The organism is Pseudomonas sp. AC229, from assembly GCF_979254655.1.
In genome coordinates, this window is sequence record NZ_CEEDHK010000018.1 from 60,794 (window position 1) to 75,864 (window position 15,071).

Annotated in this window: 14 protein-coding genes; 6 read left to right on the forward strand and 8 right to left on the reverse strand. The window is 59.8% G+C overall.

Annotated elements, in window-relative coordinates:
• Positions 1-5: 5 nt before the first annotated feature.
• On the forward strand, positions 6-980 hold the full coding sequence (locus AC0IW7_RS22460) for a glutathione S-transferase family protein (RefSeq protein ID WP_471820957.1): 975 nt from the start codon (positions 6-8) through the stop codon (positions 978-980).
• 185 nt (positions 981-1,165) lie between these two features.
• Here the strand turns inward: AC0IW7_RS22460 and cysG are convergent, their stop codons facing one another.
• The 6 genes from cysG to ftsK are packed head-to-tail and all read right to left on the reverse strand — an operon-like array spanning position 1,166 to position 8,671.
• The gene (gene cysG, locus AC0IW7_RS22465) at positions 1,166-2,560 is read right to left on the reverse strand and encodes a siroheme synthase CysG (protein ID WP_471820959.1); all 1,395 of its coding nucleotides are present in this window, start codon (positions 2,558-2,560) and stop codon (positions 1,166-1,168) included.
• Positions 2,561-3,841 carry a serine--tRNA ligase gene (gene serS, locus AC0IW7_RS22470; protein WP_471820961.1) on the reverse strand — a complete coding sequence of 427 codons (1,281 nt, stop codon included), beginning with the start codon at positions 3,839-3,841 and terminating at the stop codon, positions 2,561-2,563.
• A 15-nt stretch (positions 3,842-3,856) separates the two neighbouring features.
• Positions 3,857-4,231: a fluoride efflux transporter CrcB gene (crcB, locus tag AC0IW7_RS22475; RefSeq protein ID WP_463382497.1), complete on the reverse strand. Its 375-nt coding sequence runs from the start codon at positions 4,229-4,231 to the stop codon at positions 3,857-3,859.
• Entirely contained in the window at positions 4,228-5,553 is a 1,326-nt protein-coding gene (locus tag AC0IW7_RS22480; protein WP_471820963.1) for a replication-associated recombination protein A, read from the reverse strand. Before AC0IW7_RS22480 ends, crcB begins: the two co-directional genes overlap by 4 nt.
• Before the next feature lie 36 nt (positions 5,554-5,589).
• Complete coding sequence (gene lolA, locus AC0IW7_RS22485) at positions 5,590-6,216, reverse strand: outer membrane lipoprotein periplasmic chaperone LolA (RefSeq protein ID WP_463549913.1); 627 nt, start codon at positions 6,214-6,216, stop codon at positions 5,590-5,592.
• Positions 6,217-6,259: 43 nt separating this feature from the next.
• Positions 6,260-8,671, reverse strand: coding sequence for a DNA translocase FtsK (gene ftsK / locus AC0IW7_RS22490; protein ID WP_471820965.1), 2,412 nt, complete (start codon positions 8,669-8,671; stop codon positions 6,260-6,262).
• A 222-nt stretch (positions 8,672-8,893) separates the two neighbouring features.
• Between ftsK and trxB the strand changes: the two genes are divergently transcribed.
• The 4 genes from trxB to infA all read left to right on the forward strand — a co-directional run bounded on the left by trxB (position 8,894) and on the right by infA (position 11,658).
• Complete coding sequence (gene trxB, locus AC0IW7_RS22495) at positions 8,894-9,841, forward strand: thioredoxin-disulfide reductase (protein ID WP_122453209.1); 948 nt, start codon at positions 8,894-8,896, stop codon at positions 9,839-9,841.
• A gap of 55 nt (positions 9,842-9,896) precedes the next feature.
• The gene (gene aat, locus AC0IW7_RS22500) at positions 9,897-10,577 is read left to right on the forward strand and encodes a leucyl/phenylalanyl-tRNA--protein transferase (protein WP_471820967.1); all 681 of its coding nucleotides are present in this window, start codon (positions 9,897-9,899) and stop codon (positions 10,575-10,577) included.
• A gap of 54 nt (positions 10,578-10,631) precedes the next feature.
• Positions 10,632-11,339: an arginyltransferase gene (locus tag AC0IW7_RS22505; RefSeq protein ID WP_122498071.1), complete on the forward strand. Its 708-nt coding sequence runs from the start codon at positions 10,632-10,634 to the stop codon at positions 11,337-11,339.
• A gap of 100 nt (positions 11,340-11,439) precedes the next feature.
• Positions 11,440-11,658, forward strand: a complete 219-nt coding sequence (infA, locus tag AC0IW7_RS22510) for a translation initiation factor IF-1 (RefSeq protein WP_002553999.1) — start codon at positions 11,440-11,442, stop codon at positions 11,656-11,658.
• Positions 11,659-11,764: 106 nt separating this feature from the next.
• Here infA and clpA read toward each other — a convergent pair whose 3' ends face one another.
• The gene (gene clpA / locus AC0IW7_RS22515) at positions 11,765-14,035 is read right to left on the reverse strand and encodes an ATP-dependent Clp protease ATP-binding subunit ClpA (protein WP_471820968.1); all 2,271 of its coding nucleotides are present in this window, start codon (positions 14,033-14,035) and stop codon (positions 11,765-11,767) included.
• A gap of 29 nt (positions 14,036-14,064) precedes the next feature.
• Positions 14,065-14,427, reverse strand: coding sequence for an ATP-dependent Clp protease adapter ClpS (clpS, locus tag AC0IW7_RS22520; RefSeq protein ID WP_122498067.1), 363 nt, complete (start codon positions 14,425-14,427; stop codon positions 14,065-14,067).
• Positions 14,428-14,653: 226 nt separating this feature from the next.
• Here clpS and cspD point away from each other — a divergent pair, with 226 nt between their 5' ends.
• Positions 14,654-14,920 (forward strand): cold shock domain-containing protein CspD, encoded by a 267-nt coding sequence (gene cspD, locus AC0IW7_RS22525; RefSeq protein WP_122498065.1) that lies wholly within the window; start codon positions 14,654-14,656, stop codon positions 14,918-14,920.
• Positions 14,921-15,071 lie beyond the last annotated feature (151 nt).

The window sequence follows — 15,071 nt, forward strand, 5'->3', positions numbered from 1 at the left end:
TGATGATGGGATTGTTAGTCGACGGCCAATGGCAAGACCAGTGGTACAACACCGAGGACGGCGGCCGCTTCAAGCGTGAAAACGCCCAGCGCCGTCATTGGGTGACCGCCACCGGTGAAGCCGGCCCCAGCGGCGAAGGCGGCTTTAAAGCCGAAGCCGGTCGCTACCATTTGTACGTTTCCCTGGCCTGCCCTTGGGCCCACCGCACCCTGATTTTTCGCGCGCTCAAAGGCCTGGAAGATCTGATCGACGTCTCTGTCGTCAGCTGGCTAATGCGTGAAAACGGTTGGACCTTCGACACCACCCACGGCTCCAGCGGCGATGCGCTGGACGACCTGAGCCTCATGTATCAACGCTACCTGGCTGATGACCCCCGCTACACCGGCCGCGTAACGGTGCCGGTGCTTTGGGACAAAAAGCTCAAGCGCATCGTCAGCAATGAATCGTCGGAAATCATCCGCATGTTCAACTCAGCCTTTAACGGGCTGACCGGAAACGAATTGGATTTCTACCCCGAAGCCCTGCGCAGCGAGATTAATGCGCTGAACGAACGGATCTATCCGAACGTAAACAACGGCGTATACCGCGCTGGCTTTGCCACCACTCAGCAAGCCTACGAAGAAGCCTTCGACGGCTTGTTCGCCACGCTGGAATCATTGGAAACGCTGCTGAGCGAGAAACGCTACCTGACCGGCGAGCAGATCACCGAGGCGGACTGGCGGCTGTTCACCACGCTGATTCGCTTCGACGCGGTGTACCACGGTCACTTCAAATGCAACCTCAAGCGCATTGAGGATTACCCAAACCTGTCCAACTGGCTGCGCGAGCTGTACCAGTGGCCGGGCGTGGCGCAGACCGTGGATTTCGAGCACATCAAGCACCACTACTACGCGAGTCACCTGACCATCAACCCGACGGGCATCGTGCCCAAAGGGCCGCAACAGAATTTCATGCGGGCGCATGATCGGGAGCGGTTCTAGACCGTTTGCACCCGCTGCCTGTAGGAGCGGCTTTAGCCGCGATGCTGCAACCGCGCCATTACCCGGAGAGCACCTTTTCCAGGAAATCGAGGCTAAAGCCTCTCCCACAGAAGCCCAGGCGTTCGCACCTCTGTGGGAGCGGCTTTAGCCGCGATGCTTTTGGATTTCAGTCCGCAGGGCTGGCTTCAGACTTGGGACTGCGCGCCTTCAAACCACGCCAACTTGTCCCGCAACGTCACCACCTCACCGACGATCACCAGCGTCGGCGCATGCACTTCGTGCTCGGCCACCAGTTGCGGCAAGTTGCCCAGGGTGCCGGTGAAAACGCGCTGGTTCTGGGTGGTGCCTTGCTGAATCAGCGCGGCTGGGGTGTCGCTGCTACGACCATGGAGCACAAGCTGCTCGCAAATGGACGGCAAGCCCACTAACCCCATGTAGAACACCAGCGTTTGCCCAGGCGCGACGAGGTCGGACCAGGGCAAATCGGTGCTCCCGTCTTTCAAATGGCCGGTCACGAAACGCACAGACTGCGCATAGTCGCGGTGGGTCAGCGGGATGCCGGCGTAGGCAGCGCAGCCGCTCGCCGCAGTAATGCCCGGCACCACCTGGAACGGAATGCCATGGGCCGCCAACTCTTCGATTTCCTCGCCACCGCGACCGAAAATAAACGGGTCGCCACCCTTGAGGCGCAGCACGCGTTTGCCTTGTTTGGCCAACGTGACCAACTGCTGATTGAGCTGTTCCTGCGGCACGGCATGCTCGGCGCGCTGTTTGCCGACGTAGATACGCTCGGCGTCGCGACGGCACAGCTCGACGATGGCGGGCGCTACCAAGCGGTCGTACAGCACGACGTCGGCTTGCTGCATTAGACGCAGCGCGCGGAACGTCAGCAGGTCGGGATCGCCCGGCCCGGCGCCGACCAGATACACCTCGCCTTTCACCGTGCCAGTCTCGCCATCCAGTCGCGCTTGCAGCAGCGCTTCGGCTTCACTGCCCTGCCCGGCCAACATGCGTTCGGCTACGGGGCCCTGGAACACGTCTTCCCAGAACACGCGGCGCTGCTGCAAATCGGGAAAGCGCTCGCGTACTTGCGCGCGAAAGCGTGCCGCCAGGCCGGCCAGTTGGCCATACGCAGCGGGAATCCAGGTTTCCAGCTTGGCGCGGATCAGCCGTGCCAACACCGGCGCATCGCCGCCGCTGGACACCGCCACCAGCAACGGCGAGCGGTCGACAATGGCCGGAAAGATCACGCTGCACAGTGCCGGCGAGTCCACCACGTTGACCGGCATGCCGCGCGCGCGGGCGTCTTGCGACACTTGGGCGTTGAGCGGCTCGTCGTCCGTGGCGGCAATCACCAGCGTGCAGCCGTTCATGTCAGCCGCTTCGTAGCCTCGCAGCAACTGCTCGCCACCACTGGATGTCACCAGCGCTGCCAGATGACTGTCGATATGCGGCGCGACCACGCGCAGCACGGCGCCGGTGTCGGCCACCAGACGGGATTTGCGCAAGGCGATTTCGCCGCCGCCAACCACCAGCACGCGTTGCCCGCGCAGGTTATGAAACAGCGGCAGAAATTCCATTTAGCCGATCACCTCGATGCCGCCCATGTAAGGCTTGAGCACGTCCGGTACGCGAATGGAGCCGTCGGCCTGCTGGTAGTTCTCCAGCACAGCCACCAACGTACGGCCGACCGCCAGGCCCGAGCCGTTCAAGGTGTGTACCAGCTCTGGCTTGCCGGTTTCCGGGTTGCGCCAGCGGGCTTGCATGCGGCGGGCCTGGAAGTCGCCGCAGTTGGAGCACGAGGAAATCTCGCGGTATTTGTCCTGGCTCGGAACCCATACTTCCAGGTCATAGGTTTTCACCGCGCCAAAGCCCATATCACCCGTGCACAGCGCCAGAACGCGGTACGGCAAGCCCAGCAGTTGCAGCACTTTCTCAGCGTTGCCGGTGAGTTCTTCCAGCGCCGCGTTGGAGGTGCTTGGCTCGACGATTTGCACCATCTCGACTTTGTCGAACTGGTGCTGGCGGATCATGCCGCGTGTGTCACGGCCAGAAGCGCCGGCTTCGCTACGGAAGCACGGCGTGTGGGCGACGAACTTCAACGGTAACTGCTTGGCGTCGAGAATTTCGCCGTTGACGATGTTGGTCAACGACACCTCGGCCGTTGGAATCAGGTACAAATCGGCCTCGCCTTCGCGGCTGATTTTGAACAAATCTTCTTCGAATTTCGGCAACTGGCCAGTGCCCTGCAACGCAGGCGCTTGCACCAGATAAGGCGTATACGCCTCTTCGTAGCCGTGCTCGCCGGTGTGCAGGTTGATCATGAACTGCGCCAGGGCGCGGTGCAGGCGAGCGATGGGGCCACGCAGCAAGGCAAAGCGCGCGCCGGACAATTTCGCCGCACGCTCGAAGTCCAACCAACCATGCAGCTCGCCGAGGGCGACGTGGTCATTGATCTCGAAATCGAATGTGGTCGGCGTGCCCCAGCTGCGCACTTCGACGTTGTCGTCTTCATCTTTACCGACCGGCACCGACTCGTGCGGCAGGTTGGGAATGCCCAGCAAGATGGCATCAAGGTCAGCCTGAATCTTGTCCAGCTCGAGCTTGCCGGCGCTCAGCTCGGCGGCCATACGGTCCACGTCGGCCATCAGCGGCGCGATGTCTTCGCCACGGGCTTTGGCTTGACCGATGGATTTTGAACGGGCGTTGCGCTCGGCCTGCAACTGCTCAGTGCTGCTCTGCACGGTTTTGCGCTGCGCTTCGAGGGCTTCGATGCGCGAGACATCCAGCTGGAAGCCACGGGTGGCGAGGCGCTCGGCGATGGCGTGCAGTTCGCTACGGATCAGTTTCGGATCAAGCATGGTTGTCTCTCATCATCAGAGTTTGGTCAGGGACAAGCCCACCCAGGTGGCAAGCAAGCCGCCGAACACACTGAGCGCCGCGTAGCCCAGGGCCAGCGGCAGTTGCCCGTTTTCAAGCAGGCGCAGTGTGTCGAGGGAAAAGGAAGAAAACGTCGTCAGGCCCCCAAGGAAGCCGACGATCAGACCTGCGCGCAATTCTATCGGCAGTTCCGGACGGAGCAAAAAGAAACCATACAGTAGGCCTATCAGCAGGCAGCCGACGATGTTGACCAGAAACGTACCGAGGCTGAAGTGTTGCGGCCAATTCGCCGCAATCCAACTGCCCGTGGCGAAACGCAACAGCGTGCCTGCGGCGCCGCCTACGGCCACCGCCAGAATCAGACGGATCATGATTTTCTCCGCCGCCGAGGACTGGCTTGGTCTTCCGCCGCCAGGTGCTTAAGCTTTTCGCCAATTTTCAGTTCGAGGCCACGCGGCACCGGCTGGTAATAGCGGCGCGGCTCGAGCGCGTCGGGGAAGTAATCTTCGCCAGCGGCGTAGGCCTCGGGCTCGTCGTGGGCGTAGCGGTATTCGTCGCCGTAACCCAGTTCTTTCATCAGTTTGGTCGGCGCGTTGCGCAGGTGCAGCGGCACTTCTTGCGAGCCCTTCTCCGCCGCGTCGCGCATGGCCATTTTGAAGGCGTTGTACACCGCGTTACTTTTCGGCGCGCAGGCCAGGTAGACGATGGCCTGCGCCACGGCCAGTTCACCTTCGGGACTGCCGAGGCGTTCCTGAACATCCCAGGCGTTCAGGCACAGGGTCAGCGCACGCGGGTCGGCGTTACCGATGTCTTCACTGGCCATGCGCACCACGCGGCGGGCGATGTACAGCGGATCGCAGCCGCCATCGAGCATACGGGCGAACCAGTACAAGGCGCCGTCCGGGCTGGAGCCGCGCACCGATTTGTGCAGCGCGGAAATCTGGTCGTAGAACGCTTCGCCGCCTTTGTCGAAACGCCGCCGGCTGTCGCCGAGCAGGTTTTGCAGCAGATCGACGCTCAACTCGCCGTCGTCTTCGGCCAGGTCTGCCGCGTTTTCGAGGAAATTCAGTAGGCGCCGACCATCGCCGTCGGCAGCGGCGAGCAGAATTTTGAAGCTCTCGTCCGGCAACGTCAGGTGGCGATCGCCAAGGCCTTTCGGGTCGGTCAGCGCGCGGTGCACCAGTTTGCGCAGGGCTTCTTCATCGAGACTTTTCAGTACGTAAACGCGCGCCCGAGAGAGCAATGCGTTATTCAGTTCGAACGAAGGGTTTTCCGTGGTGGCGCCGATGAAAATCAGCGTGCCGTCTTCCACGTAAGGCAGAAACGCATCCTGCTGCGACTTGTTGAAGCGATGCACTTCGTCAACGAACAGAATGGTGCGACGTCCATATTGCGCGGCGTGCTGCTGGGCAACCTCTACGGCTTGGCGAATTTCCTTAACGCCCGAAAGCACGGCGGAAATGGTCTCGAAATGCGCATCCGAGACCTGTGCCAACAGCCGCGCCAAGGTGGTTTTCCCCACCCCGGGCGGCCCCCAGAAAATCATCGAATGCAGCGCGCCCTGCTCCAACGCTTCGCGCAGCGGCTTGCCGCGCGCCAGCAAATGCTCCTGACCGACGTACTCGTCCAGGCTGGCTGCGCGCAAACGGGCAGCCAGGGGTTGAGCGACGGGGGTATTGCGGAACAGATCCATGGCGGGGCGCAGTGTCTCGTTAGGGGTGAAGCGCAGTTATTCCTGAATCACATCGGCGCCGGCCGGCACTTCAAAGGTGAACTGCTTGGCATCGACGACCGGGTTCATTTTCACGCTCAGGAACAGAATATTGGTGCGCTGGCCGACGCTGTCGATCAGCTGCATATCGTTGATCACGCCCTTGCGGAACGACAGGCGCAGGCTATCGAACAACGTGTCCTTGGCCTTGGGCTTGAGGGTGAAATCCACCACGTCGCCGGCTTCTTTGAAGCTGATGTCGAAGTTCTGGCGAATTTCAGACACATCGCCCGACAGCAACAAGGCGGGCGTGTGGGTCAGGCGCTGGTCGAGCTTTTGAATCGTGACTTGTTGCAGGTCCGGGTCGTAGAGCCAGACTTTTTCACCGTTCGAGACCAGCAGTTGTTCCTGTGGCTCGTCGGTGTGCCAGCGGAACAGGCCAGGCCGCTTGAGGGCCAGTTCGCCGGCGGTTTCCTGCAACTGGGTGCCGCCGCCATCAAGGGTCAGCTGGGAGAACCGGGCAGTAATGGTTTGGGCCTGGTTGAGCAGTTGAGTCAGCTTTTGCACGGCGGCTTCGTCGTCGGCATACGCGGGAATCGCGGCGACAGTCAGGGCAGCCAGCAACAGCAAGCGGATCAGGCGCATGTAAATCCTCGTCATTGGTCACACAAATAGGGAAACGGGCGCGTCAGTCGCGAATCGGCGCCGGGGCAATTACGTCACGCGAGCCATTGGTGTTCATGGCGGTTACCACGCCGGCCATTTCCATGGCTTCGACCATACGGGCAGCGCGGTTGTAGCCGATTTTCAGCTTACGTTGCACCGCAGAAATCGAGGCGCGGCGGCTTTCGGTGACAAACCGAACGGCTTCGTCGTAGAGCGGATCGTCTTCACTGCCCTCGCCGCCTTCACCCCCGCCGCCACTGCCGCCGTCGAAGCCGCTGCCGGCCTCTTCCACGCCGTTGAGAATGTCGTCGATGTAATCCGGGGCGCCACGCAGTTTCCAGGCTTCCACCACGCGGTGAACTTCTTCATCGGATACGAACGCGCCGTGCACGCGAATCGGCAGGCCGGTGCCGGGCGGCAGGTAAAGCATGTCGCCGTGGCCCAGCAGTTGTTCGGCGCCGCCCTGGTCGAGGATGGTCCGCGAGTCGATTTTGCTCGAGACCTGGAACGCCATGCGCGTTGGAATGTTGGCCTTGATCAGACCCGTAATCACGTCTACCGACGGACGCTGGGTGGCGAGAATCAGGTGAATACCCGCCGCACGGGCTTTCTGCGCAATACGGGCGATCAGCTCTTCAACCTTTTTGCCGACGATCATCATCATGTCGGCGAATTCGTCGACCACCACCACGATGGTCGGCAAGGTTTTCAACAGCGGCGCTTCGTCGTGGATGTTTTCACGCTTGTACAGCGGATCCGGAATTGGCTCGCCCGCCTCTTCGGCGTCTTTCACTTTGCGGTTGAAGCCAGCAAGGTTACGCACGCCCAGCTTGGACATCAGCTTGTAGCGGCGTTCCATCTCGGCAACGCTCCAACGCAGGGCGTTGGCCGCTTCCTTCATGTCGGTAACCACCGGGCACAGCAGGTGCGGAATGCCTTCGTAGATCGACAGCTCAAGCATTTTTGGGTCGATCATGATCAGCCGGGCATCTTCCGGGCCGGACTTGAACAGAATCGACAGGATCATGGCGTTTACGCCCACCGACTTACCCGAACCGGTGGTACCGGCAACCAGCAAGTGCGGCATACGCGCCAAGTCGGTAATCACCGGACGGCCGCCAATGTCGTGGCCCAGCGCCAGGGTAACGGGCGACTTGGCGTCGTCGTACTCAGGCGAAGACAGCACTTCGGAGAAGCGCACGATCTGGCGGTCTTCGTTGGGAATCTCGATGCCGACGGTGGTTTTGCCGGGAATGACTTCCACCACCCGCACGCTCATCACGGCCAGCGAACGCGCCAGGTCACGGGCCAGGCCGGAAATACGGCTGACCTTGATACCGGCAGCCGGCTGGATTTCGAAACGGGTAATCACCGGACCCGGATGCACCGACTCGACAACCACTTCGACACCAAACTCTTTGAGCTTGATTTCAAGCAGTCGCGACATGGCTTCCAGCGATTCCGGGGAGAACTTTTTCTGTTTCTTCTCGGCCGGGTCGAGAATGGAAATGGGCGGCAAGGTGCCTTCCACGGCGCTGTCGACGAACAGCGAAACCTGCTTTTCCTTCTGCACACGCTTGCTCGGCTCGGCGACTTTCGGCGCTGGCGGCGGCGTAATGACCGGCGCGGGACGGGTTTCGCGCTCGGTCATGTGTTTGCTCAGGGCTTCATCGCGCTCAATGATGCGTTCCTTGACCTTGGCTTGCTCGCGGCGGTCATGAACCACGGGCGCGGCCACTTCGCTGACGCGGTCATCGACCTCGCGAAGCTGGGCCACCAGTTGCTTGCGCTCGACGCGCGAATTCCACCAATTGGTGATCAGGCTGTTGATCAGCTCGAACAGATCAAGGGTGATTTTGCCGGTGACGTCCATCACCTTGAACCACGACAGGTCGCTGAACACGGTCAGGCCGAACAGGAACAAGGCGATAAACAGCAAGGTGCTGCCCTGCACGTTCAGGGCGACGACAGCGAGGCGGCCAAGGCTTTCACCCAGCGCGCCGCCAGCCGACGCGGGCATGGAAGAACCGGAATGGAAGTGAATGTAGGCCAGGGCCGCGCCAGAAAGAATGAGGAACACCAGGCCGATCAGGCGCCAGGAGAACAACCAGCCATTCCACTGCCACGGCTCGTGGCGATTGCGGAATACCTGCACGGTTTTGATCACCAGCAAGCCAGGGAACAGATAAGCGAAATAGCCGAGGGCCATGAACAGGATGTCGGCAAACCAGGCGCCGGCGCGGCCGGCAGCGTTCTGCACTTGCACTACGTTGCTGGTGTGGGTCCAGCCCGGATCGTTCTGGTCGTAAGTGAGCAGTGCCATCCACAGATAGAGGCAGAGCGCACCGAGGGCGATCAGCGCACCTTCCTTGAGTCGGTAGTGCAATTGCTGACGCCAGACGGGTGCTTGAGCGGTGGTGGTGGAATTCTTCAAAACGCGTCTTTTCCTGCGCTTGTGGCGCGTCCAACTAAACGATTGGCGGCGAAAACTCGGCCATTGTACGGATTTACCCGTTTCTTGCCACGCGCGCGGGCTTGCCGGTGGCGCGTTTTGCGGGGCTCTGCTGCTTCGGTGTAGCATAGCCGCCAGCATCTTTCGTGCGGCCCAATTGGAGCACGCATTCTCTTTTGTGACAAAGGCTTATGGGGTCTTTTTATGAGTGAAGTCAAGCATTCGCGGCTGATCATCCTGGGCTCCGGCCCTGCCGGTTACAGCGCTGCCGTGTACGCTGCGCGCGCCAACCTCAAACCTTTGGTCATCACTGGTATTCAACCCGGCGGCCAACTGACGACCACCGTTGAAGTGGACAACTGGCCCGGCGACGTCGAAGGCCTGACAGGTCCGGCCTTGATGGAGCGCATGCAGAAACACGCCGAGCGCTTCGACACCGAGATTGTCTACGACCACATCCATACCGCCGAGTTGCAGAGCAAGCCATTCACGCTCAAAGGCGACAGCGGCACCTACACCTGCGATGCACTGATTATTGCAACCGGCGCCTCGGCTCAGTACTTGGGCCTGCCGTCTGAAGAAGCGTTCGCCGGCCAGGGCGTTTCGGCTTGCGCGACCTGCGACGGATTCTTCTACCGCAACCAAGTTGTTGCGGTTGTCGGCGGCGGCAACACCGCAGTCGAAGAAGCGCTGTATCTGTCCAACATCGCCAAAGAAGTGCACTTGATCCACCGTCGCGACAAGCTGCGCGCCGAAAAAATTCTGCAGGACAAACTCTTCGATAAAGCCGCCAACGGCAACATGCGCCTGCACTGGAACCAGAATTTGGACGAAGTGCTGGGCGACAACAAAGGCGTGACGGGCGTGCGCCTGCGCGACAGCCACACTGGCGAAACCTCGGAGCTGGCGCTCGCTGGCGTGTTTATCGCCATTGGCCACAAGCCGAACACCGACCTGTTCACCGGCCAGTTGGATATGCGTGACGGCTACCTGCTGATCAAAGGCGGCAGCGAAGGGAACGTCACCGCGACGAACATCGAAGGCGTATTCGCCGCTGGTGATGTGGCAGACCACGTATACCGCCAAGCCATCACGTCGGCCGGCGCAGGCTGCATGGCCGCACTGGATGCCGAGAAATACCTGGACTTGTAAGCGTTAAGCGGCGGGCCCTTGGGTCCGCCCTCCTCTCCCCCGGCCGGGCCTGACCATGCTCACTTGGCTGCAACGAAACCGCTACGAATTCCCACCCCTGGAAAAAGCGCTACGCGACCCGGAAGGTTTGCTCGCGGCTGGCGGCGACTTGAGCGCCGAACGCCTGGTGGCTGCTTACCGGCACGGCTGCTTTCCCTGGTTCGCTGAAGGGCAGCCGATTCTCTGGTGGTCACCCGATCCGCGTACCGTTTTGTTTCCTGGCGAACTACATGTGTCCCGCAGCCTGGCCAAGGTGATGCGTCAGGGCCGCTATCAGGTGAGCTTCGATCAAGACTTTGCTGCCGTCATCAGCGCCTGCGCCGGCCCGCGCAGCTATGCCGATGGCACCTGGATTACCGATGCCATGCAAGCGGCCTACCTGAAGCTTCATCAGCAGGGCTTCGCCCATTCGGTGGAGGTATGGGACGACGGCAAACTGGTCGGCGGGCTATATGGTCTGGCGATGGGGCAGCTGTTTTTTGGCGAATCAATGTTTAGCCACGCGGACAACGCCTCGAAAGTCGGCTTCGCCACGCTGGTCGAACACCTCAAGGTCTGGGGTTTTGTTTTGATCGACTGCCAGATGCCCACCCAACACCTGCATAGCTTCGGTGCGCGACCCATTGCGCGGGCCGAATTTGCAAATTTTCTGAAGCGTCATCTGGATCAGCCGACCACAGCCGACTGGGTCGCCTAGTCGAGTCCGAAACCCTGGCATACACTTAACCCCAGGCTCTCAAGAGTGTTGATCATGACCGAGCTGGCGCGCCTTAAGTTCTATGCCACTCAACCGCATCCCTGCAGCTACCTGCCCGAAGAACAAGCCACCACGCTGTTCCTCGATCCCAGCCAGCCCATGGATGTGGATGTGTATGCCGAGCTTTCGGAAATGGGCTTTCGCCGCAGCGGCGATCACCTGTATCGCCCGCACTGCCAAGGCTGCACCGCCTGCGTTCCGGCGCGCATCCCCGCCGCCCTGTTCCAGCCCACCCGCCAGCAACGGCGCATCCTCAAGCGCAATGAAAATCTGCAGGTGCGCGCCGTTCGGCCGAACTTCAATGAAGAGTATTACGCGCTATACGCCCGATACATCGAACAGCGCCATTCGGACGGCGACATGTATCCGCCGAACCGCGACCAATTCACGACCTTCCTTGTGCGCGACCTGCCCTTCTCGCGCTTCTATGAGTTCCGCCTGGACGGCCGGCTGGTCGCTATCGCGGTCACCGACGTGTTGCCGAACGGCCTTTCAGCGGTTTACACCTTCTACGACCCCACCGAAGAACGCCGCAGCCTCGGGCGCTTCGCCATCCTTTGGCAGATCGCCGAAACCCGCCGTATCGGGCTGCATGCGGTGTATTTGGGTTACTGGATCAAGAGCTGCCGGAAGATGAATTACAAGACCCAATACCGCCCCATTGAGCTGTTCGTCAATCAACGCTGGATAACCCTCACCTGAATACCTTGGCGACGGGCCCTGTTTTCGGGCACAATGCACGCCGCTTTTGCCTGGCGCCAGTTGCACCGGGCCATTCATTGGTAACCGAGGGCTTTACTGCATGTCGAAAGAAGACAGCTTCGAAATGGAAGGCACTGTCGTCGACACCCTACCTAACACCATGTTTCGCGTGGAGTTAGAAAATGGGCACGTCGTAACCGCGCATATCTCCGGAAAGATGCGCAAGAACTACATCCGTATTCTTACCGGTGACAAAGTACGTGTTGAGTTGACGCCGTACGACCTGAGCAAGGGCCGCATTACTTACCGCGCGCGCTAAGCCAGTTAAATAAAAATGCCCAGCAACTGCTGGGCATTTTTGTTGGTGCGGTTTATGTAGCGAGCCGAGGAAATGGCAGACCATTTCCCCGACAAGCCTTACCGAGCTAAGCCATTTCGGCTGTCGTTTCGAAGTCGAACGTCATCTCGCCGTCGACCACATCGATGTGCACCACACCGCCGTGTTCGGCCAGCTCGCCAAACAGAATCTCTTCTGCCAGCGGACGTTTGATCTTGTCTTGGATCAGACGCGCCATTGGGCGTGCGCCCATTTGCGAATCGTAGCCACCCGTTGCCAGCCAATTGCGCGCCGCGTCGCTGACCTCCAGCGTGACGTGTTTGTCCTCGAGTTGTGCTTGCAGCTCGGTGAGGAACTTGTCGACCACGCTTTTGATCACTTCGTGGCTCAGGCGACCGAACTGGATAATGGTATCCAGGCGGTTTCTGAACTCCGGCGTGAAGCTCTTCTTGATCACTTCCATGGCGTCGGTCGAGTGGTCCTGATGGGTGAACCCAATCGAGGCCCGCGAGGCCGTTTCGGCACCGGCGTTGGTGGTCATGATCAAAATGACGTTGCGGAAGTCCGCCTTGCGGCCGTTGTTATCGGTCAGCGTGCCGTGGTCCATCACTTGCAGCAGCAAGTTGAAGACTTCCGGGTGCGCCTTTTCGATTTCATCGAGCAGCAATACGCAATGCGGCATTTTGGTGATGGCTTCGGTTAGCAGGCCTCCCTGATCGAAACCGACGTAGCCTGGAGGCGCACCAATCAAGCGGGAAACCGTGTGGCGCTCCATGTATTCCGACATGTCGAAACGCACCAGTTCGATACCCATGGCTTTGGCCAACTGCCGCGCCGCCTCGGTTTTACCGACACCGGTAGGACCGGCGAACAGGAACGAACCGACCGGTTTATCCGGCGACTTGAGGCCCGCGCGGGAAAGCTTGATTGCCGTTGCCAGCGAATCGATGGCCGCGTCCTGACCAAACACCGTCAGCTTCAAATCGCGCTCAAGGTTACGCAACAGCTCTTTGTCGGAGCTGGAGACATGTTTCGGGGGAATGCGCGCGATTTTGGCGACGATATCCTCGACGTGCTCCACCTCGATTCGCGCCACGCGCTTCTCGACTGGCTGCAAGCGCTGGAACGCGCCCGCCTCGTCGATTACATCGATGGCCTTGTCGGGCATATGACGGTCATTGATATAGCGCGAGGCGAGCTCAGCAGCGGCACGCAGCGACTCATCGCTGTACTCAAGACCGTGATGTTGCTCGAAGCGTCCTTTGAGGCCACGCAAAATGCCAATGGTGTCTTCAACCGACGGCTCGGTAACGTCAACTTTCTGGAAGCGACGCGCCAAGGCGCGGTCTTTCTCGAAGATTCCGCGGAATTCCTGGAAGGTCGTCGAACCGATGCAGCGAATCTCGCCCGAGGACAGCATGGGCTTGAGCAGATTCGATGCATCCATCACACCGCCAGACGCCGCGCCCGCACCAATAATGGTGTGGATTTCGTCGATGAACAGAATGGCGTGGGGACGTTTGCGCAACTCGTTGAGCAACGCCTTCAGGCGCTTCTCAAAATCGCCGCGATATTTGGTGCCAGCGAGCAAGGCGCCGAGATCGAGCGAGTAAACCACGCTATCGGACAACAGATCCGGTACTTGGCCGTCGACGATGCGCTTGGCCAGACCCTCAGCGATGGCGGTTTTACCGACGCCTGCTTCGCCCACCAGCAGTGGATTGTTTTTGCGGCGCCGCGCCAGAATCTGTGCCACACGTTCCACCTCGCTTTCACGGCCTACCAGCGGATCAATACGGCCCAAACGTGCAGCTTCATTGAGGTTACTGGCATAGGCATCCAGCGGATTGCTCGACGAAGACGCTTCGCCGCCCTCTTCGTCCTGCATTTCCTGATCGCTGTCGGTGTGATCGGCGTTGCCTGGAACTTTGGAAATGCCGTGCGCGATGAAGTTGACCACATCGATTCGCGCGACAGTTTGTTGCTTGAGCAGGAATACGGCCTGACTTTCCTGTTCGCTGAAAATAGCCACCAGCACGTTGGCGCCCGTCACCTCACGCTTGCCCGAACTTTGCACGTGGAAGACCGCGCGCTGCAGAACGCGCTGGAAGCCCAAGGTTGGTTGGGTTTCGCGCTCTTCGTCGTGTTGAGGGATTAGGGGCGTGGTGGAGTCGATGAATTCCTGGAGGTCATGGCGCAGCTTGTCCAGGTTCGCTCCGCACGCACGCAGGACTGAGGCGGCTGCCTCGTTGTCCAGCAAGGCCAGCAAGAGGTGCTCAACCGTCATGAATTCATGACGCTTGGTGCGGGCCTCCTTGAAGGCCAGATTGAGGGTGACTTCGAGCTCTCGATTCAACATAGCTTCACCTCATAACCAAGCAGTCGCAATTAACCGTCTTTCTCTATCTCACAGAGTAGCGGGTGTTGGCTTTCTCTCGCGTATTGGTTGACCTGCATTGCCTTGGTCTCCGCAACATCACGGGTGTACACGCCACACACTGCCCGTCCCTCTGTATGAACGGTCAGCATGATTTTGGTTGCCACTTCCCTGTTCAAACTGAAGAACACTTCAAGAATTTCGACAACGAAATCCATGGGGGTGTAGTCGTCGTTGAATAGGACCACCTTGTACATCGGTGGTGCCTGCAGCGCAGGCTTAGCTTCCTGCAGGGCCACGCCCGAGGCGTCATCCTCATGCGGCTCGGGATGGTCCTGATTGAATGTTAGTCGAATCTGGCTACTTACACGCATGTGGGATGAAAGGTTCGTAATTGTAGGAGTGGGACGACAGACAGTTTTTGACCGACTTCGCAGACGGTCGTGCCGTCGCCTTGACTATCAGTAAATCAGTGTTACAAACAGAGAATACCCAATCGAGGGTATCAGGGTCCGCGCGCTTACCAAAGCGGATGATTCCAGCGCGGAGTCGTAACGGATAATACCCCAGTGGTGGGTGTATTTGCAGAGGGACATCAGCATGCTTAGCGGTAAGGTCAAGTGGTTCAACAACGCCAAGGGCTATGGGTTTATCCTGGCTGACGGCCGAGATGAGGACCTGTTCGCCCACTACTCGGCTATCCAGATGGACGGTTACAAAACCCTTAAAGCAGGCCAGCCGGTCAGCTTTGACATCATTCAGGGTCCCAAGGGCCTGCATGCTGTCAACATCAGCTCCATCACCCAAACTGCGGACGCGCCGCCAGTCGCTGTATCACAGCCACAAGCGGTTACCTCCGAAGCCTGATATTTGGCCCCTTGGGGCCAATTTCAATGGGCAATAAAAAAGGCCGGTCATGGACCGGCCTTTTTTATTGCCTATGTCCCGTCCTGAATAAGGTTTACACCTTCTGATTTATTTTCAGGAGGGCTCAATGGATTCGGGGAAAAGGCGCAGT

What these genes read in the sequence shown, in the direction of transcription:
- serS (WP_471820961.1), bottom strand. Translation starts at nt 3,841, where the DNA reads ATGCTTGATCCGAAACTGATCCGTAGCGAACTGCACGCCATCGCCGAG.
- AC0IW7_RS22460 (WP_471820957.1), top strand. Translation starts at nt 6, where the DNA reads ATGGGATTGTTAGTCGACGGCCAATGGCAAGACCAGTGGTACAACACC.
- lolA (WP_463549913.1), bottom strand. Translation starts at nt 6,216, where the DNA reads ATGCGCCTGATCCGCTTGCTGTTGCTGGCTGCCCTGACTGTCGCCGCG.
- infA (WP_002553999.1), top strand. Translation starts at nt 11,440, where the DNA reads ATGTCGAAAGAAGACAGCTTCGAAATGGAAGGCACTGTCGTCGACACC.
- AC0IW7_RS22480 (WP_471820963.1), bottom strand. Translation starts at nt 5,553, where the DNA reads ATGGATCTGTTCCGCAATACCCCCGTCGCTCAACCCCTGGCTGCCCGT.
- aat (WP_471820967.1), top strand. Translation starts at nt 9,897, where the DNA reads ATGCTCACTTGGCTGCAACGAAACCGCTACGAATTCCCACCCCTGGAA.
- trxB (WP_122453209.1), top strand. Translation starts at nt 8,894, where the DNA reads ATGAGTGAAGTCAAGCATTCGCGGCTGATCATCCTGGGCTCCGGCCCT.
- crcB (WP_463382497.1), bottom strand. Translation starts at nt 4,231, where the DNA reads ATGATCCGTCTGATTCTGGCGGTGGCCGTAGGCGGCGCCGCAGGCACG.
- AC0IW7_RS22505 (WP_122498071.1), top strand. Translation starts at nt 10,632, where the DNA reads ATGACCGAGCTGGCGCGCCTTAAGTTCTATGCCACTCAACCGCATCCC.
- clpS (WP_122498067.1), bottom strand. Translation starts at nt 14,427, where the DNA reads ATGCGTGTAAGTAGCCAGATTCGACTAACATTCAATCAGGACCATCCC.
- cysG (WP_471820959.1), bottom strand. Translation starts at nt 2,560, where the DNA reads ATGGAATTTCTGCCGCTGTTTCATAACCTGCGCGGGCAACGCGTGCTG.
- cspD (WP_122498065.1), top strand. Translation starts at nt 14,654, where the DNA reads ATGCTTAGCGGTAAGGTCAAGTGGTTCAACAACGCCAAGGGCTATGGG.
- clpA (WP_471820968.1), bottom strand. Translation starts at nt 14,035, where the DNA reads ATGTTGAATCGAGAGCTCGAAGTCACCCTCAATCTGGCCTTCAAGGAG.